Genomic DNA, 25,709 nt, shown 5'->3' with positions numbered 1-25,709 from the left:
ACACCTTTAACTTTTCTTTAGCTGTCCGTCAATAGTTTCGGACAGCTTTTTTTTATGTCCGAACACACCAGTCTTACCAATGAACCTATATCAAAAATCCCATAGGTCAAGGTTTTCCCCCTCACAGCCTTTAAGTTTGTATCACTGAATTGTGAAATTGAAAAATATGTGTGTATGGAAAACAGTGAACGGCTAACCTGTGAGCAGGCGCGAAAATTTGATTTAGTTGACTATCTGACAAGCTTAGGCCACCTCCCAAAAAAAGTCACTGGAAAGAATTATTGGTATTTGTCCCCTTTCCGCGATGAAAAAACAGCTTCCTTCAAAGTTGATCGAAAACTTAATGTTTGGGCAGATTTTGGTGATGCTGTCCCCCCTGGAAAAAAAGTATCCGGCGGAAACTTTGTTGATTTTGCAGTACGCTATCACGGGTGTACCGTCAGTGAGTTTTTAATCAGTATGCAGAGCCGCCAAAGCCTTCCTGGTTTTACGAAAACTGAACGTAAATCCCTGACCCCCGAAGAACTTGAAAAAGATAAGGTCATTGTAATCAAAGACATTCAACTTTCCCACCCGGCCTTGCTTTCCTATCTGGCAAACAGAAGGATTTCCTACCAGTTGGCAACTGAGTATTGCAGGGAAGTTCATTTTCGTCTGCATGACCGTCCTTATTTTGCCATTGGTTTTAAAAATAACGCAGGTGGCTTTGAACTTCGTAACTCCCAATTTAAAGGCAGCTCTTCACCCAAAAGCCTCACCCACATCCACGGCGACCAGCAGGCAGTTGGGATCGCTGTCTTTGAGGGCTTTTTCAGCTATCTCTCGTACCTGAGCCTGGTGCCCCCAACTGATCGGGAGGACCGTGATGCTCTGGTACTGAACAGTCTTTCTTTCTTTGAATCCGCCCGACCAGTTTTAGAAAAATATAAAACAGTTGATCTTTATCTGGATAATAACGTTCAGGGCAAAAGGGTAACCGAGTATGCACGTTCACTGGATAAACGCCTGTACAAAGACAAAAGCCAGGTCTACAGAAATTATGATGATTTTAATGATCTGCACTGCAACTTCGGCCTGTCTAAAAAAAAGAATAGAAAATTATCCCCCTGATTTTCTACCCTGCAAAAACCATCTTCCTGTTTCCAGCATTTTTATCCAGAGCGTAACCGGGTTTAGCCATCCTCCGCCTGGTCAGAGGATGGCGTCCCACGCTGTGCTGGAACCCGCAAGATGTTCGGTTGTATCACAACCGGGAAGTTAACCAGCCGCCCCCTCCTAAGTCGGGGGCGGTTACCAGTGAACAAATTTGATTAGTGAGAAAGAATAGTGCGCATGAAAAAATCAGAAACCAAATCCAAATGGCTGCATTTGCGGCTTTCAGAGGTAGACTATATACTGCTGAACAAACAGTTTTCCAAGACTACTGAACGGAAAATATCCACCTACGCCAGAAAAATTCTATTGGGAAAACCCCTAATCGGTAGCTACAGAAACCATACTGCAGACGCTCTGATGACCGAGTTTTCCAAGCTCATAAAAGACCTGAATGGAGTAGCCAATAACTTCAACCAGGCTGTTCATGTTTTGCATACACTTAAGCGTCATTCTCAGTTTGCAAAATGGTTAACCACCTACCAATCAGAGCAAAATCTGCTCATGGACGATATCCGTGCCATCCGTGAATTCATCCATAAAACTGCTTCGGTATGGTCGCAATCGTGAACTCCGGAAAGTCCATCCGCAAGAGCTTTTTCTATAACGATAATAAGCTGGAAAGTGGCGCCGCAGACCTGTTGATGGCAGAAAATTTCCCGATGGAATTAGAACGGATGACACAGCAACAACGGCTAAATATACTGCTAAAAACAGCCAGTAAGCGTCCAATATCCCGCCCCAGCCTCCACATCTCTCTGAACTTTGCACCAGGCGAAAAGCTATCCGATGAGCTGATGAAACAGATCGCCACCGATTATATGCAGGCCATTGGCCTGGGCGATCAACCCTATTTAATGTACCGGCATCATGATGCGGCCCATCCACACCTGCATATTGTCACCCACCGTATTGATGCTGCTGGGGATCTGGTAGACACCTATATGATCGGCAGAAGAAAGTCCAATCCTGCGCGTATTGAACTGGAAAAAAAATATGGACTCGTCCCTGCAAAAGACCATGAAGCTGGTTTATATGACCTCTCACCGGTAGACCTAAGCAAGGTTATTTACAGCAAAACCCAAACCCGAAAAGCGATTGATGATCGGCTAAATTATGTGCTTAAAAACTACAAATTCACTTCCCTTTCGGCCTTGAATGCGGTGCTAAAGGGCTACAACATTTCCGCTGACCGGGGTACAAAAGACTCCAGGATCTACCAAAAAAACGGGTTGGTTTTTCACTTGATTGGCCCCGGTGATACCCATGTAGGAAAACTCATCCGTGCCAGTCTTTTGAATACGGAGGCAACATTGAAGCACCTGAGCAAACACTTCAGAAACAAAAATGAATTCACTGCCGAGCAGCTTAGCCGGATAAAAAATGCAGTTGATCTGGCTCTAAAAAAAGTGCCCCCGCCTTCCCTTGTGGAATTATCAGCGCTACTGCTCAAACAAAATATCCGGGTCGTGTTGCTAAAAAATAAAGCGCAGCAGATCTATGGGATTAGTTATGTCGACAATAAAAACCGGTGTGCTTTAAATGGCGGCGACCTGGGGCCCGCCTATAGTGCAAACGCCATTCAGCAACGTTGCAAGCCTTCGATTACGACTTCTCCTGTTTCAAAGGCTTCTCAAAAATCCGCGCTTCCACCTGTATCCGCGAAACCGGCAATGCCTGGTCATACCCCTAAAAACAACGGACCAACAACTACTGAGGAGCCTCAATCTACTGGACATTCAGGCAACTATGATGGTGAGAAAGGATTCTTTGAAATCCTGTTTGCACCTGAAGATGTCTATGAGCCGCTTCCCTTTCAGCTCAGAAGAAAAAAGAAAAAAAAGAAAAAATAAAACTGTTAACCCCTAAAACAACATACGATGGCCACTGGTGAGAATGAACAAGCGCTAAGGAAAATACTGGATATGACTAGATTCATCAGTATTGTTCTGTTAATACTTCATGTATATTATTACTTCTATGCTGCCTTTTTACACTGGCAGCTAGTAACCCCTTTTTCAGACCGGTTAATGGGTAATATTTCCCGTACCGGCCTCTTTACTTTTTTCCATAAGTCTAAGCTTTTTGCGCTGTGTTTTCTCGGCATTTCCTTGATCGGTGCCAAGGGCCGCAAGAGCGAAAATATGACTTTAAAAAAGGCGCTCACCTATATAACTTGGGGCCTTGCTATCTTTTTCTCCGCCTACTTTTTACTGTTTTTCCCGTGGCAGATTCCAGTGATCACCACCTGTTATATCGCGATGATTTCTATAGGTTTTATCCTTATACTCACTGGAGGAACCTGGCTTTCCCGCATCATTAAGGCCAATCTTGCTGATGATATTTTCAACCAGGAGAATGAAACCTTTCCGCAGGAAACCCGGCTGATTGAAAATGAATTTTCGGTTAACCTGCCCACCAGGTTCCGTTACAAGGGAAAAATCAACTCAGGATTTTTAAATATCATCAGTCCCCAAAGGGCCGTGATCTGCCAGGGATCGGCAGGAAGTGGGAAAACAGCGTACTTTTTAAGGCATGTCATTTCTCAAAGTTTAAGTAAGCCAGAACCCTTTTCCGCGCTGATCTATGATTTCAAGTTCCCCGACCTGAGCATCATCGCGTATAATTATTGGCTAAAGAATAAACATAGATACGGGGCGAAAAGCGACTGCTATTTCATCAATTTCGATGACCTGAGCAGGACCCATAGAGGCAATGTTTTTGACCCCAAAGGGATGACAGACATTACCGATGCCAGCGAGTCCGCACGTACGATCCTGCTGGGGCTCAACAAACAGTGGGCCCAGAAACAAGGCGAGTTCTTCACCGAAAGTGCCATCAATTTTGTTACTGCAATCATCTGGTATTTGCGCCGATACCAAGATGGAAAGTACTGTACGCTGCCACATGTGCTGGAATTTATCCAGATCGGATACGATGAAATGTTTTCCGTTATGCGGCTAGAACCAACAATTTCAGCTCTAATTTCACCCTTCCTGAAAGCCTACGAAGCCGATGTAATGGAGCAATTGGAAGGCCAGATTGCCAGCGCAAAAATTGCACTTGCGCGGCTGACCAGTCCCCAACTTTACTATGTCCTGAGCGGTGATGATTTTGACCTGGACATCAATAACCCTCAGCATCCGGTCGTGTTGTGCATGGGCAATAACCCTCAGAAAATCATGACCTATGGCGCCGTATTATCTCTTTATGGCAACCGCATTTTAAAAATCATCAACCAGAAAAATAAGGTCAAATGCGCGCTGGTCTTCGATGAGTGGCCCACCTTGAACCTTGAGCTAAATATGGTCGTCAGTACCGGCAGACAAAATAAGATATGTTGCTACATCGGGTTGCAGGAGTTAAATCAGGTTAGGAAAGAATATGGTAAGGACAGCGCCGAGGTGATCATCAACATGGTCGGAAGTATTGTCTCCGGGCAGGTTTCAGGTGATTCCGCCAAACAACTTTCAGAACGCATCGGAAAGATCAACCAGGATCGCACCAGTTTATCGATCAACGCTTCAGATACTTCTATTTCCAAAAGTAAGCAACTGGAATACGCCGTTCCTGCTTCTAAAATTTCTGCGCTGAGCAGTGGTGAATTCGTTGGAATGATTGCCGATACCCCCCAGCAACCCAGCCATCTGAAGGCTTTCCATTGCCAGATTGTCAATGACTTTGATGCCATCAATGCTGAGGAAAAAAATTACAAACCAATTCCCATAATTCGCAATGTCGATCAATCTACAGTAGATGAAAACTATAACCGCATCCGGCAGGAGGTCCAGGATCTAGTGGCCTCGGAAATCGAAAGAATGCTATCCGATCCGGAACTGGAATCCCTGATCATCCGCAAATAAAAACAGAAAAACCTTTGCTTACCGGCCCTGCATTTTAGCCTCCAAAATCGGACCGGGGCAAAGGTTTTATTTATGTTGACTTGGCTAAAGCCATTCTTTATGGACTACATCTACCAGTTCATCTACAGCTACAAAACCTTGAACGTCGCGCGGGAAACAAAGTAGTCACGTGCAGTCATGCCCTGAATCAAACAAGTATAATCCCCTGGTAGATCACCCGTAAAAAAACTGAATTCCGCTTTCCCATCTTCATCGGTAGTGAGTTGATAGTTCCAATATAATGTCGTATTGAGGTTTTGTTCAAAGGTGCTGTCCCTGGAATAATCGACCAGTGGAAAGGCAACAGGCAGGTATGCAGGTTTTACTTTTTTCATGTATTCCTGATCTGATGCACCCATCAGAAGTTGTATTGCAGGAGGCGACAGGGAATCCGAATGATGCAACACCAGATCCATATGCTGTAATTCTTTGTCTGTAAACAGCAAACTATCCGGGCCAGTTTCAACCTCATAAGGATAATTGACTTTTGCCAAATTGTTTACGATTCGCTCCTGGTCATCCCAAATAACGATCTTAAAATTAGAACTGTTATTGCCCTTGGCAATACTCAAAAAAGCATCCGTGTTCCATGAGGCGACCACCTGTTCAGCCTTTAACTTAAAGGTGCCTTTTTTGCTGGTCTGAAAGGGAACAGCATTGCTACTTGTCATCAATAGCATAGGGATCGATTTGCTCACTTCTTTTTTACCTTTCAGCACATATCCACTGATCGGATGAACATCATGCGGCCCCGTATTAATCGGTTGCTGATTGGCAAAAGTATGCTGATCGATATAATAGAATCTGCGTATATTCCAACTGCTAGGTTGACGGAGCCTGTTGGTTAACACACATGAAATAGAAAAAGTACCTCTCACAGGCCGTCCATCCTCGTCCTGTATCTGCACCATCCATTTGGTTTTACTTCGCTGATGGTATGCAGCAGAATCCCCTTGAATAACGGCTTTGGGCTTACATTCTTCGATCATCCTTTCAGTCAGATGTGTTTTAAATCCCCGTACCGGAGTCGGCAGATAAGGTGTCTGTCCTGGTCTGCGAACCGATATCCATTGATGAAACTCTTGCTCAACACTGTCGAGCAGGTAGTTATTTGTAAATGCTACGATGGGGTAATCACCCGCATGGAGGCTATCAGGAAGGTCCAACATTCCATAGCAAACCCCTAAACTTAATATGAATTTTTCCGTAACAACAGGCTTGTGCAGTATGGGATCAAACAAGGAAACATACAGGGTATGATAATTAACTGTTGTATCCAAATTGAGCATAAAACCGGTAAACCAAATCCTTTCCGATGGGGTGTATATATGTTTGTCCGTTTGCAGATACAGACTGGTCGAATTGTTAATGTATTGCCTGGCCTGGACGTGGATACTCATGAGTATCCACGCCAAAAACAAAACCCTTTTCATCCTTCTTAGTTAAATGGTACAGATCAAATCAAAATTTCTTTATCCTGGCATAGAAAATAGGAGCCTTTGATGGCCCTACCTGCCCTGCTTTTAGGAGTATAGATTCAATTTACCATCCATCTGGGGTTTTACTTGTTAACCTCGATGACACAACACACTGAATAACAAACGAATAACATTTTCACCAATTTGGTTGCGCCGCAATATGCCTTTAAAAAAGTAGGACTATTGTTGAAAAATAGTATTTCAACTCATTCCGAGGGGTTAAAACACTATTTAAAAAACAGGTTTTTTCCCCTGAAAAAGGGGTTTTTACCCCAGCATGTCTGACCTAACTTCGTAAAAAATAATACGACATGAATCAGAAAAACATTACCATCTCATTCGAAATCTGTACAAAAAAAACTGAAAGAGCTTACCAGGCGGTTAAGTTGTGTACATTATGTGCGTTACTACTGAGCAAGGATACTGATCTACAACAGATCATCCCCTTTTTTGAAGGAATGGTAATGACTTGGCAGGAATAGTTTTCTAGTCGGCCAAAGATTGCCCCCTGTAATAATACCAAGTACGAGCAGATAGATATTATTACTGGAAAAATATCCTTTTTGTTCTTGGATATGCCACGCCTTTCTAGGGGTGGCTTTTTGTATCCATTCTAATCTCCTATTCGCCAATGTAGTATTATTTTTTCAGCCACGATTTGAATGTCATCAATAGTCATCCATGGTTTCTGGGCAAGTAATACCCACTCGCCTTCCCTTATTTTTAGCTGCCCCACATACCTCCTGTTTAAATAAATCTGATAGACCACTTCCCCCATTCCTGATGTCTTTGCAATTTCCACCAGCGCTCCAACATCACCATATATCGCCAGAAACTTAATACTCATCATACAAAAATATCAATAGTAGCTCTGTTTGAAAGACAATTAAAATCGCCTCTTTCGTTTCATCCTAGCTTGATTTGGCTGCATTTTCGGAACATAGCGCGACATCCGTTTAATATTGTTGTCCCTCATAACTCTGGCTACAGGAGAAAACGCTGATACTTGCACCACATCGAAAGAAACAATATGCACAGGAGCCTTTTGCGCAAGCCCTAGCAGGCGTCTATAATAGGTATCTAACTCTACCCCGTCAACCAGGTGGTGTTCATTGTAAACTTTCCCATTGTCAAATACTATATTAATCCTAAAGACCGGCATGTTTGCTATCGTTAACCCTAACTAATTTCAAATTGAGAGAACCCAATTATGTGTCAAGACAAAAATACTAATAATTTTAGTATTTTTGTCTTGTACTTGCCCAATGCTATAAACAATTAGATTTTATAGCTTATGCCAAATTGTGTTGAAGTTCGCCCTGTAATTGAGGGACAAATGCGTTATCTCCTTGTTTTTATTGAAGAGATTACCAGTGAGGTAACCCAGTATACCCTGGAATATGATCGCCAAGTACTAGAACTGGGTCTTCCCTACCAGATGACCATACGAGCCGAGAAAATAAAAGGATACCAGGTAATTAAGGAGAACTTGACACTTGATCCAAGATTAAAAACGGATCGGGACAAGGACATTGCCAGAGCCGTATATATGATGGCCCGCCTGGAATTAGCAGCCCGAGAGGGGGCAAAAGTAGAATATACCTTAAATCTGACATCCAAGATCCCAAGTAAAAAGGATTTTCTGAAAGACCAGTAGCCATCAGATAAAACATATCATTGGAATCGTTACAATAAAAAGGTACACAAACCAGTGATAGGTGGTGTTATCTTCCGCGGGCTTTTTATAGAGCCATAACCTTGCTGCTATAGCCCAATGCCATAGCGTTTCCAGAATAACAATTGTGAGAATCAGATGATTCGTAACGATACTGGACAGATGTACCTGGGTAAGCAAAATCCCAAAATAGAGTGCGGGGGAGAAAACTAAAAAATAGACGGATAGATATATCCTGGCGTTGGTGTCCCCAATGGCAAGCGGCAGGGTTTTCCTGTTCATCACCTGGTCCCCTTGCTGATCTCTCATATCCTGCAAAGGAAGCCCAAAACCTGCCCAACAGCTAATCACAATGATATATGCCCAAACATTTTCTTTGATTTCCCCCACGATTTTCCATTCCGCAGCCAGAAGGGTAACCGTTCCTATGCTGATACACACCAGGTTTTTGGTTACCCAATGATTACTTCCACCCCATTGACAAAGCCATAGCGTAGTGATCTGCCAAGCCAAAACAAGCCAAAGTATCTGCAACCATACTCCAGCACCCATGAATAGAATATTATAGCAAATTAGACGGTAATAAGCCGCTTGCCTGTTGATTAATCCGGTAACCAGTGGCCTATCAGGCTTGTTGATTCGGTCTTCCTGGACGGAATTGATCTGGTTGCAGACACAAAAAGTGAGAATATATAAAAGCGTGTAAATTATAGAATATAAAAGGACTATCGGAAGTTCGCTTAAAGGTCTTTTGCAATATATAAAAGCGGTGAGAAAGGCAATAATGCAAGGGATAACCGTATCCCATATGTCGTTTTTGATAAAACGCCACACAAGGAGCAGTTCTCTGCAAATAGCAGCTATAGCTGATTTGCTGAACGGATACATTGTAGTACGGGATGTAAAACTTACGTTTTACCACAATGTAATAAATTTAACCGCAGAATTTTATCATGTTAGACCTCTGAGAAGGCAAGTTTCTGGCGGATCAGTTGATATAAATCATTCAACATATAGGGTTTTATCAGAATGCCGTTTGCCCCAGCCCCCAAAATTGTTTCCTTATCTTCCTGAGTACAAGTCCCGGTAGTAATAATTACCGGCAACTCTTGAAACTTAGGATTGGCGCGGATATGTCTTAAAAGCTCTACTCCGTCCATTCCAGGCATTTCCCGGTCAGAAATGATCATGTCAAAACTTCCTTCGTTGATCAGCTCCAACGCTTCTTCGCCATTTTCCGCGTAAGTGACCATGCCTCCCTTCTTTTTCAATATGGATAGTATACGCCTGGATATGGCTTCGTCCTCCACTACCAAAAAATGGTAACCTGCAAAAAGCATATCCGATACGACCATTTCTTCCGCTACAGGCCGGGAATCAGTGCTCACCAGTGGAAGTGTAAAGGAAAATCTGGTACTGTCATAGCCTGTTTTAAAAACCAGACTTCCCCCTGCCTTTTCGACCAAATGCCGAGAGATAAACAACCCTAATCCGGTCCCTGGACTGCTGCTATTACGGCTGGATTGAAATGCCTGAAACAGCACACTTTGTTGATCTGCCGGTATTATGCCATGATTCTCAATGTCACAACACAAAAAGCCATTATCCGGATAGACATTGATTGCGACTTTTGTTCCTTTGGCAGCGAACTTTACAGCATTTCCACATAAGTTATTGATAATCTGCATCAGCGCAAGTTTGTCGGTAACCATGCAGTCTGGTAAAGTAGGCGCAAAATCCAGTTTTATAGATATTTTTCTGTCTTTGGCCTTATAGCGATGCAAACTGATACATTGTTCAATGTAATTATGAATGACAATCGGCTCCATTACAAGGTCGTCCATCTTACCCGCTTCAATTTTAGATAAATCCAGTACATCATTTACAATCTGACGGGTTTGGCATAAGGAAATATAGAGGTCATTCACCTCCAGTTGAGTTTCAGCAGGGTATTGATCGCATTTGGCTTTCAGAAGTTGAGCAAGTGAGAAGGCCGAATTTAATGGGGTACGCAACTCGTGATTTGTTGTCCGCAAATACACTGATTTCGCATTATTGGCTTGTTCCAAGGCATTCAATAAACGCTTGATTTCGGCCAAATATTGATCATTTAGTGTAATAAAGTAGTATGGCACAATAACGATCATGATTCCAAGGCCAACCCAACAAAGAATAGTTATAATCTTCGCACTACCTTCGCTTAAAGGAATCCGGGTGATGACTTGGTACTGGTTATTAAAAACGATGGCCAAAAAAAGTATAACTGTTGTGATGATGCAAATAATCCTTATTTCATCACTGCGATAAACAATAAAGGAGGCACCAATTAGAAACGTAAGTAGAAATAATGCAAGAGGCAAGATTGGCATGGCTGGCCCCAACAGGGCACCGAAATAGAGCGCAAAGAAACAATGAATGACCAATGTTGCTCCTCCTGCAACCAGTGCTTTACCAAATTTATTGAGAAAGATTACGCCGGCGAAACAGATGGCTTCAATATAAACACCTGCCAATAAAGCCCAGGAATAACAGAAAAAGAACAAACTAGTCCCAATTAATATGACCATTACCGCAGTTATCAGAGCCAGTTTGTTGATGATTTGGACAGAGTGATTCTCCGTTGATCCAGGCCGTATCCCGGCATTTAATATGGAAGCGAATAGCGATTTCATGTTGTTGTAGGTTAGTAGTGAAGGGTAAAAAACACAATTTTAAACCCGAGGACTCCTTGACTTGTCACTCGTATTTGGATACTCGAAAACTAACGACTGGAGCGTATCCAAGTTTATCAGCATTCGAATTTTCTATCCAACAATTGCGGCCGTCACTCCACAATCAGCAAAAAAGATGTTTCTGCATGACCTACCTGGTCTATGTGTAATGTCACTCTTTTGATGCCTTGAAAAGTTTGTTGTAACTGCGAAATAACCTTCATGAGAAGTTTAATTTTGAGGGTTTTGGTAAGGTAAGGCCAAACCTAAGACAAGAGCTGTCTTACGCTATACGGATCAAATTATTATTAGTCAAAAAATTTGATTGAACTAGTGCCGGGCTGTAGGATCTTTAGGGTATGAATTTACTTAAGTACCACCTTTGAAGTGTTAATCCAATGTTAATATAGACATTATTAATTGATTGCCCTATATTTTAGTATTTGATAAAAACAGGTCTTATTGAAGGACTAAAATACCCCCCATTGTATTAGAGTTATCTATCTGATTCCTTACTGACTCAGACTCAAGTCCTGGCAAATATACTTATCTTGAGATCGCCTTAATGTATCGGTCTACTTCCTGCAAAGCTGTCTAGTGGCTGATTTCTCTAAAGTTATCTTTGATGTACCCAAAACAAAGACAAGAATATCTGTGTAAAAGAGCGCTAATCTCCTTGTTTGCCCGCATAAGCATCATAATTCTATGGAGGCGCATTATATTTCTCGGTCTTATAATTGAAGCCCCTATGAATTAAGTTTTAAATAAATTGGAACCAAGTAAAAATGTTTAATGCGATGATGAAAGATTCAAATGACAATAGTCAGGGTAAATTAATCGGGAAAACTGAAAAAACAATAAACGTCGAGCATCCCGAATGTAAAAGGACTGCCCAAAGCAAAAAAATCCTTCCCTCAAAAAAACAGAAAAAACTTATAAGGTTACCATTACTTATATTCAAATAACAAATGAGGAGGCGGAGATGAAACGTGCCATCATTGCGAGCATCCTAAAAAAAGGCCATCTTAAACCGCCTTCTGAAACATTCTAAGAGTCTACCATAGCGTGCACTTTTTATTTCCTGTTCGTCAGGTATCCTATTTGCTTTATTCCAGGTCTGTTCTGAGATGATCTGGGGACATTTCGTTATAGTCCATTCACTTTGGGGCTTAAGAACAGTCTGCTTTCCGTCTTCTGCGGTTTTGGTATAATGGGCAATCCGCTCTCCCTTCTGTTTTCACAATAATAACCAGCTACGCAAATAGGATGCGCTATGAAAACCAATTTTTGTTTCAACAAATTGAAAAATGATTAGGATAGCAAACAAATACTTATCTAGTTTACCCTTTCCGTATTTATACGCATTTTTGATGGATAGACAATAATTTAAATTTTGTGTTTTATCTTGTAAGAAGATTGTTATAAAACGAGGAAACACTGTATTCTGAATTATTGTCCCTTCCATTAAGGGCGAGTTGTCTGATTAATACATTGAATAAATTGCATTACTACCCCTCCATCCCAAATTGAAGTTTTAGATAGGATTTGTACTTAGTTAACAGGAAACAATAAGAGTCCATAAAATTATCCTAATACGCGATAAAAAACCTACAATGAAAGTTTATTATTACCCTGTACTACATGGCAAGCAAATGTCCTCTGATAGCCCATTGACCGTTATTAATACCGCTATGTCCGCCATTATTGCGATGGTATCAACTTAGCCCAAAGTTCCGAATTCGCCTTTGTTAACAACGACCTCTATTAGTGGAAGTAATGGCATCGCTATGCTTATATACTTGGTTTGAGGTAAACAAATAACAGGTGTACCGGCTATTTTTAATCAAATCTCCCCAATATTAGCAAATCGACTGTTTTATGAAAACTGTCCTAATATCTGCATGCCTACTGTGCATGTCTTTTGTAGCTATTTCACAAGATTCAATGTTACTAAATCGGCACCCAATACCTGGGAAATATTTTTCGCAGGTAAAGCAGAAATCTGACAAAATGGAGCGGCAGATTTCCAAACGCAGCGAACAGGCGTTGAGCCGGTTTATGAATCAAGAGGAAAAGCTCAGGCGCCGGCTGGAACGAATAGATTCCCTGAAAGCGAATAATCTTTTTGCACATTCTATAGATTCATTAGGGAGCCTTAAGTCACGTATGAAAGGTAAGCTGGGTAAGTATTCAGGTGTCCTGTCACAGTCTGAGACTGGTGGGTATCTTGATAGTTTGGGTAATTCCTTAGCCTTTTTAAAACAATCGAAGGGACTCATCGATCAATCCAAAAGCATCACCGATAAGTTGAGCGGGTCCTTAAAATCAGTCGACAACCTCAAAGATAAACTCGCCCAGGCAGAACAGATAAAAGCATATATCCGGGAGCGTAAACAGTTACTGAAAGAACAATTAAGCCAATATACCGGGTTTACGAAAGATCTGCAGAAGATGAACAAAGAAGCCTACTACTATGCGCAGCAACTGAAAGAGTATAAAGAAGTATTTAAGGATAAGAAGAAAGCCGAACAGAAGGCGTTGGAAGTCATAAAGAAACTACCCGCCTATAATGACTTCATACAAAAGCATTCTCAGTTGGCCAGTCTCTTTAATATACAGGGCGCCACTGCCTCCGCCCAAAGCCTGGAAGGATTACAAACCCGCAACCAGGTGGAGCAACTTATCCAGCAACGTATTGGCAGCGGCCCCAATGCCAGCGCCGCAGTGAGCCAGCAAATGGCAGAAGCCCGCAGCAAGTTTGACGAGTTGAAAAGTAAATTTCCCGATTTAGACAACGCTGGTGAAATGCCGGACTTCAAGCCTAAGGAAATGAAAACCAAAACTTTTCTGCAACGGTTGGAGTTTGGCAGCAACATACAGTTTCAACGCAGTAATATGTTTTTCCCTACTACCAGTGATCTCGCCGGACAGGCTGCCTATAAATTTCACAAAAACGGGAGTGCAGGTATTGGCCTTTCGTATAAACTAGGCATGGGTACCGGATTTAATAATATTCATTTTTCCAGCCAGGGTATGGGTATACGTACTTTCATCGACTGGAAGCTCAAAGGCACTTTTTTCCTGAACGGTGGCTATGAGCAGAATTATCAGCCAGAATATGCCGGTATTCCACAGGGCATTGGAAAGCAATGGACACAAAGCGGATTAATCGGTATCAGCAAAAAATATAAGATCAACAGTAAACTAAAAGGGAATGTGATGGTGCTGTTTGATTTCCTCTATAATCAGCATATTCCAAGGACAGACCCTATAAAGATCCGTACCGGGTATAATTTCTAATTCCTGAATTCTAAAGTTAAACCTAATACTATGTTTCACAAATGTTATCCCTTAGCGCTACTATTCCAATTTGTGATAGCAGCTACGGCATTCGGGCAGGTGGACCTTCCTACCGGCAAAGCAAATTACAGCCTGCCTATATTTAATTATAATGATGGAGGCAGGTTATCTTTCGATATCTCCCTGAATTATACTGGTGGTGGAGGTATCTTGGTAAATCAAATTCCATCCAGTGTAGGTTTAGGTTGGAATCTGATGGCAGGCGGTATGATTGTCAGACGAACCGTTGGTGAACCTGACGATCAGGTAGAAGGAACCTATGGCGGTGTCAAACAAGGAGTAGGATTTATGGTGCCCTATTTTCCCCGTAATACACCAATAGGTAATAAAGCCGGATACGTCCCCCTTGTTCCAGCCGGCGCCTCAGACGATGAATATCAACCCGACTTTGATGTACTCCGCGACCTGCAGCAGGATATATTTGAATTCCAGTTTGGTGGCAGGACAGGTAGATTTATCATATGGGAGGACCAAACCATACGTCCTATGGATAATTCAAAACTGAAAATTGAAAAAAGGGAGCTGTCAGTGCCGGAAGATGGTAACGTAATTACAACTATCAGCCAATTTATTATCACAGATGAATCCGGAATTAAGTATACGTTCAGCGCCAGCGAAAGAAGTAACCTGATAAAATATAAGAAGGGCCGGCAAATAGTGACAACATCGGGGCAATCAGTGGCTATCCCCTATTTTGATGTCAGTGACTATTCCGTCAGAACAGCCTGGTATCTGACAGAAATTAAAGACCCGCTTTCAGGGCACAAAATTACCCTTAATTACACCGACTATAAAATGCAGTACCTCATTGGCTACGAAGGCATCTACACCATATCGACCATTGACGGGCAACCCAAAGGAGCTGCCCAAAGTTTACCGCTATGGTTTTCCGGTACAAGGAAGCGACTTACAGATATCACTTTTCCTGATGACAGGACGGTAGTGTCCCTGATCTATCATGATGGTGAGTTAGCTGACCTTCCCGGTGAAAAAGCCTTAAAACAGATCGTGATTAAGAAAGATTCCGACATCGTTTCAGGATACCAATTCGGGTATGAATATTTCTTCAAAGATTCGACACGCCCATTTAACTTCTCCTTTGTGGGAGATGAATATAAGTATGCAAGATTATGTTTAAAGACGGTCCAGAAAACCGGAAAGTTTAATATTCCTGATGCACCATTTACCTTCTCTTATTATAATAAGATAGGTGGTTACTATTTACCTGGTCGTGCCCTTTTTGAACGGGACCATTGGGGTTATTCCAACGGCCATACCTTTGAGCAGAATTACAATACTGCAGATGAGTGTTTCACCAGCATAAAAGTTTTGACATCCGTAAATAACCGACAGGTTGGGCCGTCGGCATTGACCGGAGTACTAAAATCAGTGCAGTATCCAACAGGCGGAATGTTACTTTACGAATATGAGCATAATTATGCCATGAGTTCTGGCGTAATAAAGCCTTCCGGAGGAATCCGTGTAAAACAGACCATCTTATTCGATATGGTGGATACCTCAAAGAAAATTATAAAACAATACCAATATATTAATCCAGATGGTAGTTCCTCTGGCTGGGGTTATGAAACCCCTGTTTATTCTGAAACAAATTACACCAAGTTTGTCCTGCCACCGGCTGGTACTGGTTACAAAGCAGGTAATCTTACCTTCAGTATAGCATTTACTACTAACACCTTACCGATACTTTATGCTTTATGGGCTGGTGTTGGTGCTAAAGGGCTTAGTGCATTGATTTCACAAAACCTGTTCTGCATGATTGTAGTGGCGATGGTCACTAATATATTAACACCACCTCCGGCTTTACAGCAAGTCAATGCTACCAATAGCCAGGATTTCAGCCGCCACCCTGCCATGAACAACGAACTGCCGCATCTCTACAAACGTGTTGTGGTGTATGAAGGAGATACCACCAATAATATAGGGAAAATGGTCTATGAATTTACATCTCCTGATGATTTCCCGATCACCGTGCCAACCCAAAGCCAGCCATATGCTACCAAATCCAGGTGTCTACCCTGGGTCTATGGCCTGCAAAAACATATTCAGGAGTACACGAAAAGTAACAAGTTGTTATCCGATGTTACTTATTCCTACAGTCCGCAAACAATTGTACAGGGCAATTACAGTATTGCGTGGAAACCCAAGACAGTGCTAATGTGTGCTCAATACCTGTTCCCTACCTATTCTTCAGGAATTGAATTATATTCTGATTACTATACTTCGTTACTAGGCAGGACCAGTTTAATTTCCATGACAAAAAAAGATTACGACAGTACTGGTAATTTCTCCCAATTGGTAACGTCCTACACTTATAATCCCTCCAACCTTTTGCCCTCCAAAGTTCAGTCAGTCAACAGTGTTGGAGACACCACTGAAACTACTACCTATTATCCGCAGGACTATAATGGCAATAAACTCCCAGTGCATAAGGCTTTCAGTGATTTAAATATGATATCCTTACCTGTTGCCACTGAAATCAGACAAAACAATGCTACGGGGCAGAAGCTGATTGATGCTTCAGTTACGGAATATAAGTTCCAATCTAACGGAAATATTAAACCCGAGCAATTGCATGTACTGCAAAGCAGTACACCGCTTACTCAAAGCCAGACAGGTCCGTTTACTGGCACAGTCCTCAACAGAATACCTACCTATATTAAACAGCAACAGGTTAATAATTTTGACGCTGATGGTAATCTGGTACATACCTTTAATCAGGGAGGAACGGAAGTAGCATATAAATGGGGGTATGGAAGCCAGGCGGGCGATGAAAAACAGAAGATCACCGCCTATGTGCATAATGCACATGCAGCACATCTCGACAAAAAAGGTGCTACCGGGACAGTGACCAATGACAGCTTGTTAATAACAGATGGGACAACAAAGACCGCTACCATCACTTTAACCCAACCAGGAACCATCTATCTGCACTTGGATGATTATCAGACCTATGACGGAGCACTATGTAGCTATACATTAACAGGTGGAACTCCTGTACAAAGCTATACAGGAACTTTATGTTATGTAACGAGAGTTTTCAGAATGGATGATCATTACAATAGTTGGGCAGATAGCTTTCCAAGATATAAAGTCCTTGCCGATCTGCCTGCAGGAACTTACACTCTTACCGCTCTAAAAAAACACCCATACAACGCCTTTAAATTAGTGTACACCTATTTTACAGACCCTGGCACGGCCACAGCATCGGAATTTAGCTACGAAGGATTTGAGGATACTCCATATACAGGTGCCATTAAGCCATATGCGGGAAAAGGCTGTAAAGTAGGAGATTATACCCCTACTTTCACTATTCCAAACGCGCGGAGCTATCGGGTAGATTATCGCTACCAGTTGGCAGGTAAATGGCTTTATAACGCCAAGCCTTATACCAACGGTATGGTACTTTCGGATGGAGATGCCATAGACGAGGTGAGGATCTATCCGGTTGATGCAGTCATTACCACTTTTACTTATGATCCCACGTATGGTCCCACCTCAGAAACTGACGTGAATGGCAATACCATTTTCAAAGAATACGACTACCTGGGTAGACCTAGTTTTATCCGCGACCAGGACGGCAATATCCTTCAACGTATTTGTTACAATTATGCCGGTCAACCTGAAATGTGTGGAGGTAAGTCTTATACCAACGATTCCCTCTCGCAAAAATTTACGCAGGTAGGATGTGGTCCAGGTTTTACACCAGGAGTAGGTTTATATATTGTGCAGGCAGGAAAATACACAGCAGATGATAAAAACGCAGCTAATTTAATGGCATTGGAAGATATCAAAGCAAACGGACAAAACTATATCAACCATAATACTCAATGCAGTTGTGGAATTGATGAAGGATTTGATCATAAAGTTATAAATGGAAAATGCGTAGCTGGAGTCAAAACATATTTTACTGAACCGGTACCTGGAGTTCCAAATATGTGTAGGACGGGATTCTGGTATAAATTCCCGGACGGAACTTATAGTGAGAAGATAATTCTGGAACAAAGGCCCTGTTAGCCATTTCTCCCTTATCTATCTACAATTCTATCACCTTGAAATTGAATTCTATGTTTTCGATTAATATAAAATGGTTTTTGCTGGCAATTGTTATTTTCAATTTTACGTTTTCAGTTGGTAAAGGACAAGTTAGTCCCACGACGACAATACAACCTCCAGCCTCGCCAATTACAAAGCCTTCAGCATATCAGAATCCTACGTTAAACTATATCCGGACCTGGGAGCCAATTATGCCTACAACAGATGCTGTTACAGCTACTGCAACTGGGCGGAAAGTACAGGAGGTCAGGCAATCCACTGTGTATACAGATGGATTAAACCGCCCTTTACAGTCCATAGTGAAATCAGCCAGTAGTTCCGGAAAGGATATCGTAATGCCCATTATTTATGATGGCTACGGAAGGCAACCAATAAGTTACCTGCCATACGTCCAAACGGATGCGATCACCAATGACGGCAAGTTTAAAAGCAATCCATTTAACAGCCAGCAAGTGTTTATGCAAAATGCAACTTTGAACCCATCTGGGAAAGGAGAAAGCATTTTCTATAATCAAGCTGTATTTGAACAGGCACCATCTTCCACCATAGTTAAAAGTTACGGTGCCGGAAACAGTTATGCAAACGAAGGTGGAAAGAAAAACAGGCAGCAATATACTTTTGTAAATACCACCGCAGACTCAGTGCGCATCTGGGAAATTTCAGCTGGAATCCCGATGACCACGAAGCTTTACGGCGCTGGACAGTTGACAGAATCTGTTTCCGTAGCTGAAAATGGCGCTCAGTTAGTAGAATACTATGATAAGTCAGGAAAGATTATTCTTAGGAAGGTGCAGCTGTCAGCAAGTCCCAGCCCATCACATACCGGATGGCTATGTACTTATTTTGTGTATGACGAGTTAAACAATTTAAGATTTGTCATCCCTCCGCTTGCCGTACAACAGATATATCCTTCCTGGTCTGTAACCAATGTACTGGCTGGTCTTTGTACAATATATCGTTATGATGCAAAGGGTCGAAACATTATTCGAAAACTTCCAGGTGTAGATTCTACAGAAATGGTATACGACTCGCGGGATAGGCTGGTACTTGTACGTGACGGCAATCTAAAGGGAAATTCCCAATGGATGCTTACCTACTTTGACAACCTTGACCGTCCTGTAAAACTTTCGCTGTACTCTGCCAGCACCACAAGAGACGTACTGCAGACCAGCGTTGATGGTGCAACTCCCGGGACGTTTCCATTTATTCCAGTAGGCAATCCTTCAGACCAGATCCTGTTTTTTTATGATGATAATTACGCCTTTCCAGGTGTTCAGTCACCGCTTACCGGAGATTTTTCAGCGCCACAAAAGGGTAATAACCTTTATGATATGCCCAATACCGGTATTAGTCACCGTGTAATGGGCAAGATGACCGGACTCAAGTCAAAGATACTGGGCACCAGTCAATGGCTTACCACTACCATTTATTACAATGATAAAGGCCGGGTATTACAGACAGTTTCAGATAACATATACGGGGGAAAGCAAACTACTACCTTCCTGTATGATTTCAGTGGAAAAGTATTAAGTACCTATTTACGTCATACGAATCCGCATAGCATAGTAACACCTGAAACCAGAATACTAACAAGTACGAACTATGATTCAACTGGAAGGGTTACAGAGATTAGTACCAGGATAAATGATGTAACTACTACCAACCGAATTATTGCCGGCTACAGCTATGATGAGATGGGTAACATCAAAAACAAGACCATACCCAAAGAAACACAGGCCATTGAATATAATATTAACGGACAGCTCAAGGCAATTAACAGCAGCTTTGTGAATACGGCAGGAAGTACTGCCAACTGGTTTGGAGAGGATCTATCCTATGATTATGGATTTAGTGCCAGCCAGTATGACGGCAGTATCGCCGGCGTAAAATGGAAAAGCCGGGGAGACGGAATTTCAAGAGCCTTTGGTTATACTTATGATACAGCTGGCAGGATATTAAAGGCCGATTTTACCCAACAAAATCAGGGTAGTACGGCATGGACAGCAGATAAAGTTGATTTTTCCGTAAAAGGTCTTGCCTATGACGGCAACGGAAATATTTCTGGGTTGTTGCAGAAAGGTATGAAGGGGCTTTCTATTGCAGTCATTGACAGTCTTAAATATTCTTATATCCCGTACACAAATAAATTGTTTTTTGTAACCGATAAGAATAATGATCCACAAAGTAAGCTAGGAGACTTTAAGGAGATCAATAATAATGAATCGCAGGATTATGCTTATGATTCAAATGGAAACCTTACCCTGGACATGAACCGGCTGTTAAGTCCAAATCGTTATAATTATTTGAATCTGCCTGATAGCCTTACTATACTCGGGAAAGGATACATTGAATATACCTACGATGCAATGGGGAACAGGTTGAGAAAGAAGGTTACAGATGTTTCGAGTACCTCACCGGGAATTAAAATCTATGATTACATAGAGGGTTTTGTTTACCAAAATGACAGTCTTCTTTATTTCCCCCATGGTGAAGGCCGGATAAGGGCAACCTATGCTACCGGAAAGCCAGTGGCACTGGTGTATGATTATTTCATAGCCGATCATCTTGGCAATACCCGGATGGTGCTGACCGAAGAGACTAACCTCGCCTCCTATACTGCTACCATGGAAACAGGTAATTCTCCAAAAGAAAATGCCTTGTTTTCCAATATTGAAAGTACCAGAACCCCAAAACCAGTTGGTTATCCAGTAGATGGTACAACCTCTCCAAATGATTATGTTGCCAAGTTAAACGCAGGATCTGGCACTCAGAAAATTGGCCCATCGCTGGTTTTACGGGTGATGGCAGGTGATACCATTCAACTTGGGGCAAAGGCATTTTATAAGTCGGCTGCAGCAAGTACTTCCAGTACTACAGCTGCTAATATGCTGACCGCTCTGCTACAAGCTTTCGCAACAGGTTCCTCTCCATCGGATGGCGCGCATGGTAATGGTACTGGCGCAGGGTCGCCATTGGTAACAAATTTTACATCTTCAAATTATCAGTCCATAAGGGATAAGGACCCGAGCCAGAACCAACCTACACTTCCCAAAGCTTATCTTAACTATGTTCTGTTTGACGATCTGCTCAATATGGTAGACGAAAATAGTGGTGTCCGGCAGGTACAGGGAAGCCCCGATCAACTTCAGACATTGGCCACATCAAGAATGATCATAAAAAAAGATGGCTTTTTTTATGTCTATACCAGCAATGAGAGTGTACAGGATGTATATTTTGATAACATAGTGGTAGCTCACAATAATGGACCGTTACTGGAAGAAACCCATTATTACCCATTTGGGCTGACCATGGCGGGAATCAGTTCCAAAGCATTGAAAAATCCTTATGCTGAGAATAGGAATAATTATAATGGCATAGAGCAGACAACTGAATTAGGCCTAAATCATTATGACGCATTTTATCGGACACTTGATCCCCAAATTGGTCGCTGGTGGCAAATGGACCCTGCTTCGGATAATTATTCGGGAATCAGCCCCTACAATAGTAATCTCAATAACCCAATCTCTTTTAATGATCCATTTGGCGATGATCCCATCTGGGCGTTTATTGAAGGCGTTGGCTGGGGCTGGACATATCCAGTTCTTGGAGGTGGGGTGGCTAAATCCCTGACTAAAATAATTACTGACGGGGCAATAAAAACCTTTGCAACAAATGGTTTTGTCCAAATTGGAAATTATGTAGAAAGACAGCAAGCATTTAAGCGCAATTATGATCTGCAAAAAATACCTATAAAACAAGCTGATCCACTTGATGAGCCTATTGACCAGCAGTTTGAGGTTGAAAGAGGGTTCCCAAAGCGCCAGTTCGAGGCATATAATACCACTGCACAAGCATTTAGAGATGCTAAGGGTGCGTATCGAAAATCATTTATATTTGTTACAGACTATGTAGAACCTGTAGTAACAGGAGTAGCAACATTTGGACTGGAGGGATTGGCTACCAGTGGTGTCGTTAAGACCCTAGCTGCTGCCACCGTTTGGGGAACAGTTGGAAGTGGGAGCAGCGCTGTCGGACGTACTGCATTGACAGATTTACAATTAGTCACAAGAGCTGGTGAAATAGCAGAAAGGTCTGTAGGTGGGACAGGAAGATTAGCTGGAACTGCAAAACATAAATATGCAACAGACCTGCTAAAACGATACGAAGATATTTTCGGAAGTAGAGGATTTGAATATGGGAAACAGTTTAATTTCGGGCCTGGAGACAGAGGTGTTTTTGACGTATTCAAACGATCATCCACCACAATTTTTGATTGGAAGTTTGGTTACCCTGGCAAAACCATACCACAATTCATGCAAACCCCTCAGATGCTAAAATATCAAAGAAATTTCCCAAATTATATTATCGAAATAATACATCTATGACAATAAATACATCTGTAAAAAAACAAATCACCTCAAGTTGGTTATCACAGTTTCCTGAGCTAACTGCATATTCACAAATAAAATTGTATAAAGTATTGGGTCCTATGATCATTGGTATCGAATTATTAACTGTTCCAAGAAGTGAAGACTATCGGCCACATTTTGTGATTTATCCGCTTTGGAAAGTAGATGAAACAAAATGCCTTGAAATGCCAATGATATCAACTGAAATTGTGAGAAAAAACGGACGCCAATTCGATATACCCTATATGGATCATTCAAAATGGGAAATCGAAGTATTTGAATCGACTTCAGAGCAAATTATTCCTTTTGATCAGGACATTTCAATAAGCTATTTAATGAAATATGCGGAATTAGCCTTGCAAAAAGGTTTTCGTGTACCGATTGCGGAAGCAAATAATTATGAATTGAGATTATTTTCTGCCGTGTACGCTTCGGATTGGCCATTAACTGAGAGTGTTTTAGATGAATTATTTCAACTCGGCAATAATTGGAATCCAGCCGGGTTTAACTTTAAATTTGGATCGTTTGAAAATTGGTTTAAGTCATTGGAGGAAAAAGTAAGGAGCCGAAATTTGTTTATGAACCAAATTTCAAAGAATTTAGAAAGCGTGAAGCTTTCCAAACTGAAGCGATCTGATCTTTTTCCATAAATGAGGCTATACAGGTGATGAATTTTTATTGCCTGCCATTTATATTTTATGAAGTGTATTTCTTTATAGAAGAGAAAATGCAGTGATGGATTCACATATCCGTATTTTAAGGAAAACAATAAATGATTCACAGGTAATTGCGCCAGAATAAAATGTTACTCAACGCTGGTTAAATCGCTTTTCACAATTAACGACTAAATCACAAGTCAAGCTATATAAAGTATTGCGCCCCATACTCATTGGACGCCTTTGGGTAAAAGGCATATTAATATTGACGTTAGTTTTTTAGGAAAACTTTTGGGAGGAATTGAAACTAAAGTGGGCTCATCACGTTATCATACTCTCCAACGGCTTAAGGATTGGTATCTGTTGACCTTTGAAAATCATAAAGTTGACTTGGTTAGAAAACCTTTAAATTGGCAACTTATATGGATAATTACAAATCAATATTAAATTCCGTTTCTTTAGTTTTAAAAGAGGCAGGATACATTAAAAAGGATAGTACGTTTTATCTATTTAAAGATAATAATTGGGGTATACTCAATTTTCAAAAGAGCAGAGATAGTTCCAAGTATGAGGCTATTTTCACCTTAAACATTGGGATAGTGTCAACAGCTCTAAGAAGAAATATTGATCGGGATACATCAAATAATAAACCATCAACAGGTCGTTATCATTGGGAAAGCCGAATAGGAAGACTAATGCCTGAACAAAAAGATTTCTGGTGGAAGTATAATGACTCGGATGACCTTGACAACATAATAATTGATGTGGTAACTGCAGTAAAAAAACTAGCTATGCCCGCAATTAATGCACACATTTCAGACAATGATTTAATCTCAGCATTTATTAGTGATTCTCCTGGTACAAGCTTAATTAATAAGTATATTTATTTAACCACTTTATTAAAATTGAATAATGATAATAGATTAGGAGATTTTATTCACGAAATGCTCGAAACAACAAGGCGCAAGCCCTTTGAAGATACCGCTAATGAGCACGTTCGATTTGTGAATACTTTATAATAACTACTTCAATCCATCCCTTTGAGACGATTGTTTGAATTAGGATTAAATTACCGTAATTCGTGAATAATCAAATAATTTTTATGGTACAAAATGAATTGATTAGTACGTGGATGGCCGATCCGAATGATTATGAAACGCAACAATTATATGGAAGTGGAGCTTCATTTGGATTTAGAGCCAACGGAGAGTTTGTTTACACTATTATTGAAAATGATCGGCAGCAGGAAATGTTGATGACTTATGAAATAATTGGGAATCACTTAATTACTGACCAACCATCTATGCCCAATAAAGAAGTCACCATATTCAGTTTGTTGGACGATAAGCTGGAATTTGATTACCAAGGAGCTAAATCAATTTTCATTCGTAGCAAAAAGTAACCCAAATCTATCGTCAGTTGGCGTAAACGAACTGCTATAAAGTTACGTCTACATTATAATTGCCGAAAGAAAGCTTCCTAAAAAAATAATTTCCCTGCTTATTTAATCCATATAATACAGCCGTGAGTATTAGTAGTATAGAAAAAAAGCAGGTAACCAATAGCTGGTTGGAACGTTTTCCACAGTTAACTGCTTATTCACAAGTAAAATTATATAAAGTTTTAGGACCGATTGTTATAGGCATTGAAATTATAAAACTTCCAAGGACTGATCAGTATAGACCACATTTCGTAATCTATCCTTTATGGAAAGTTGATGAAAGTAATTGTTTAGAAATACCGGTGGTTATAAAAGATATCAAAAAAAAGGATGGATTTCAATTAGATATTCCTTACAAGGATAATGAGAAGTGGAAGGAAAAAGCTTTTAATTACACCTCTAATCAGGTAATATCATTTAGTGAGGATGTAAGAATTGATGACCTTTTTGAATTGATAGCAGAGGTGCTAAAAACAGGGAGAAGAGGGCCTATCCCAGAAGCAAACGCATTTGAAACGAAGTTATTTACTTCAGTTTATCTTGGTGATTGGAAGCGTACGGAAAAAATTTTAGATGAATTGTCCGAGGTAGGTCCTACATGGCCGTCATTTGGATTTGATTTTATTTATGGGCCATTTGACCAATGGTACAAGTCACTTGAAGAAAAAGTTCGTAACAGGGATCTGTTTATAAAGCAAATCATAATAAACTTAGAAAGCGCAAAGCTTTCCAAATTGAAGCGATCTGAACTTCTTGCATAAGCCGAGCATTTCGCCCAAGAATCCCAAACAATTGCATAATGTTGTATTGAAATCAAGATGTAAGTTTTGGTTTCTACGACATGTTATAGG

The 25,709-nt window shown here is 41.1% G+C and carries 16 protein-coding genes; 12 read left to right on the top strand and 4 right to left on the bottom strand.

The annotated features are described in order from the left end of the window. The first annotated feature begins 174 nt into the window (after positions 1-174). The 4 genes from AC1DP6_RS14765 to mobC all read left to right on the top strand — a co-directional run bounded on the left by AC1DP6_RS14765 (position 175) and on the right by mobC (position 5,015). A complete protein-coding gene (locus AC1DP6_RS14765) occupies positions 175-1,110 on the top strand; it encodes a toprim domain-containing protein (RefSeq protein WP_477055495.1) in 936 nt (311 codons plus the stop codon). Positions 1,111-1,332: 222 nt separating this feature from the next. Next, positions 1,333-1,722: a plasmid mobilization protein gene (locus AC1DP6_RS14760; protein ID WP_477055494.1), complete on the top strand. Its 390-nt coding sequence runs from the start codon at positions 1,333-1,335 to the stop codon at positions 1,720-1,722. Then, a complete protein-coding gene (locus AC1DP6_RS14755) occupies positions 1,707-3,005 on the top strand; it encodes a relaxase/mobilization nuclease domain-containing protein (protein ID WP_477055493.1) in 1,299 nt (432 codons plus the stop codon). The genes AC1DP6_RS14760 and AC1DP6_RS14755 overlap by 16 nt, the downstream gene beginning before the upstream one ends. Positions 3,006-3,032: 27 nt before the next feature. Further along, positions 3,033-5,015, top strand: a complete 1,983-nt coding sequence (gene mobC / locus AC1DP6_RS14750; RefSeq protein ID WP_477055492.1) for a conjugal transfer protein MobC — start codon at positions 3,033-3,035, stop codon at positions 5,013-5,015. A gap of 128 nt (positions 5,016-5,143) precedes the next feature. On the opposite strand, the gene AC1DP6_RS14745 is transcribed toward mobC, so the two are convergent. Together AC1DP6_RS14745 and AC1DP6_RS14740 are read right to left on the bottom strand one after the other, a co-directional pair. After that, complete coding sequence (locus tag AC1DP6_RS14745) at positions 5,144-6,487, bottom strand: hypothetical protein (protein ID WP_477055491.1); 1,344 nt, start codon at positions 6,485-6,487, stop codon at positions 5,144-5,146. A gap of 658 nt (positions 6,488-7,145) precedes the next feature. Next, positions 7,146-7,382, bottom strand: coding sequence for a hypothetical protein (locus AC1DP6_RS14740; protein ID WP_477055490.1), 237 nt, complete (start codon positions 7,380-7,382; stop codon positions 7,146-7,148). A 486-nt stretch (positions 7,383-7,868) separates the two neighbouring features. Here AC1DP6_RS14740 and AC1DP6_RS14735 point away from each other — a divergent pair, with 486 nt between their 5' ends. Continuing rightward, positions 7,869-8,189: a hypothetical protein gene (locus AC1DP6_RS14735; RefSeq protein ID WP_477055489.1), complete on the top strand. Its 321-nt coding sequence runs from the start codon at positions 7,869-7,871 to the stop codon at positions 8,187-8,189. Positions 8,190-8,192: 3 nt separating this feature from the next. Here the strand turns inward: AC1DP6_RS14735 and AC1DP6_RS14730 are convergent, their stop codons facing one another. Both AC1DP6_RS14730 and AC1DP6_RS14725 read right to left on the bottom strand, forming a co-directional pair. Beyond that, positions 8,193-9,095 (bottom strand): UbiA family prenyltransferase, encoded by a 903-nt coding sequence (locus tag AC1DP6_RS14730; RefSeq protein WP_477055488.1) that lies wholly within the window; start codon positions 9,093-9,095, stop codon positions 8,193-8,195. A 68-nt stretch (positions 9,096-9,163) separates the two neighbouring features. Continuing rightward, on the bottom strand, positions 9,164-10,879 hold the full coding sequence (locus AC1DP6_RS14725; RefSeq protein WP_477055487.1) for an ATP-binding response regulator: 1,716 nt from the start codon (positions 10,877-10,879) through the stop codon (positions 9,164-9,166). A gap of 2,049 nt (positions 10,880-12,928) precedes the next feature. Between AC1DP6_RS14725 and AC1DP6_RS14720 the strand changes: the two genes are divergently transcribed. The 7 genes from AC1DP6_RS14720 (at position 12,929) to AC1DP6_RS14690 (ending at position 25,619) form a co-directional block, all read left to right on the top strand. Next, entirely contained in the window at positions 12,929-14,218 is a 1,290-nt protein-coding gene (locus AC1DP6_RS14720) for a hypothetical protein (RefSeq protein ID WP_477055486.1), read from the top strand. A gap of 30 nt (positions 14,219-14,248) precedes the next feature. Then, positions 14,249-18,313 carry a DUF5977 domain-containing protein gene (locus AC1DP6_RS14715; RefSeq protein WP_477055485.1) on the top strand — a complete coding sequence of 1,355 codons (4,065 nt, stop codon included), beginning with the start codon at positions 14,249-14,251 and terminating at the stop codon, positions 18,311-18,313. Positions 18,314-18,363: 50 nt separating this feature from the next. Continuing rightward, positions 18,364-22,737: a DUF6443 domain-containing protein gene (locus tag AC1DP6_RS14710; RefSeq protein WP_477055484.1), complete on the top strand. Its 4,374-nt coding sequence runs from the start codon at positions 18,364-18,366 to the stop codon at positions 22,735-22,737. Then, positions 22,734-23,411 carry a hypothetical protein gene (locus AC1DP6_RS14705; RefSeq protein ID WP_477055483.1) on the top strand — a complete coding sequence of 226 codons (678 nt, stop codon included), beginning with the start codon at positions 22,734-22,736 and terminating at the stop codon, positions 23,409-23,411. The genes AC1DP6_RS14710 and AC1DP6_RS14705 overlap by 4 nt, the downstream gene beginning before the upstream one ends. Before the next feature lie 428 nt (positions 23,412-23,839). Further along, entirely contained in the window at positions 23,840-24,436 is a 597-nt protein-coding gene (locus AC1DP6_RS14700; RefSeq protein WP_477055482.1) for a DUF4304 domain-containing protein, read from the top strand. Between the two features lie 62 nt (positions 24,437-24,498). After that, positions 24,499-24,819 carry a hypothetical protein gene (locus tag AC1DP6_RS14695; protein WP_477055481.1) on the top strand — a complete coding sequence of 107 codons (321 nt, stop codon included), beginning with the start codon at positions 24,499-24,501 and terminating at the stop codon, positions 24,817-24,819. A gap of 122 nt (positions 24,820-24,941) precedes the next feature. Continuing rightward, entirely contained in the window at positions 24,942-25,619 is a 678-nt protein-coding gene (locus tag AC1DP6_RS14690; protein WP_477055480.1) for a hypothetical protein, read from the top strand. Positions 25,620-25,709 lie beyond the last annotated feature (90 nt).

This window comes from Chitinophaga sp. 01L420 (assembly GCF_056399985.1).
The sequence above is the reverse complement of the archived record's forward strand: the minus strand, read 5'-3'. Positions and strand labels throughout refer to the sequence as shown.

Excerpts from the sequence above, each read along its gene's own strand:
- AC1DP6_RS14765 (WP_477055495.1), top strand. The coding sequence starts at position 175 with ATGGAAAACAGTGAACGGCTAACCTGTGAGCAGGCGCGAAAATTTGAT.
- AC1DP6_RS14760 (WP_477055494.1), top strand. The coding sequence starts at position 1,333 with ATGAAAAAATCAGAAACCAAATCCAAATGGCTGCATTTGCGGCTTTCA.
- AC1DP6_RS14755 (WP_477055493.1), top strand. The coding sequence starts at position 1,707 with ATGGTCGCAATCGTGAACTCCGGAAAGTCCATCCGCAAGAGCTTTTTC.
- mobC (WP_477055492.1), top strand. The coding sequence starts at position 3,033 with ATGGCCACTGGTGAGAATGAACAAGCGCTAAGGAAAATACTGGATATG.
- AC1DP6_RS14745 (WP_477055491.1), bottom strand. The coding sequence starts at position 6,487 with ATGAAAAGGGTTTTGTTTTTGGCGTGGATACTCATGAGTATCCACGTC.
- AC1DP6_RS14740 (WP_477055490.1), bottom strand. The coding sequence starts at position 7,382 with ATGATGAGTATTAAGTTTCTGGCGATATATGGTGATGTTGGAGCGCTG.
- AC1DP6_RS14735 (WP_477055489.1), top strand. The coding sequence starts at position 7,869 with ATGCGTTATCTCCTTGTTTTTATTGAAGAGATTACCAGTGAGGTAACC.
- AC1DP6_RS14730 (WP_477055488.1), bottom strand. The coding sequence starts at position 9,095 with ATGTATCCGTTCAGCAAATCAGCTATAGCTGCTATTTGCAGAGAACTG.
- AC1DP6_RS14725 (WP_477055487.1), bottom strand. The coding sequence starts at position 10,879 with ATGAAATCGCTATTCGCTTCCATATTAAATGCCGGGATACGGCCTGGA.
- AC1DP6_RS14720 (WP_477055486.1), top strand. The coding sequence starts at position 12,929 with ATGGAGCGGCAGATTTCCAAACGCAGCGAACAGGCGTTGAGCCGGTTT.
- AC1DP6_RS14715 (WP_477055485.1), top strand. The coding sequence starts at position 14,249 with ATGTTTCACAAATGTTATCCCTTAGCGCTACTATTCCAATTTGTGATA.
- AC1DP6_RS14710 (WP_477055484.1), top strand. The coding sequence starts at position 18,364 with ATGTTTTCGATTAATATAAAATGGTTTTTGCTGGCAATTGTTATTTTC.
- AC1DP6_RS14705 (WP_477055483.1), top strand. The coding sequence starts at position 22,734 with ATGACAATAAATACATCTGTAAAAAAACAAATCACCTCAAGTTGGTTA.
- AC1DP6_RS14700 (WP_477055482.1), top strand. The coding sequence starts at position 23,840 with ATGGATAATTACAAATCAATATTAAATTCCGTTTCTTTAGTTTTAAAA.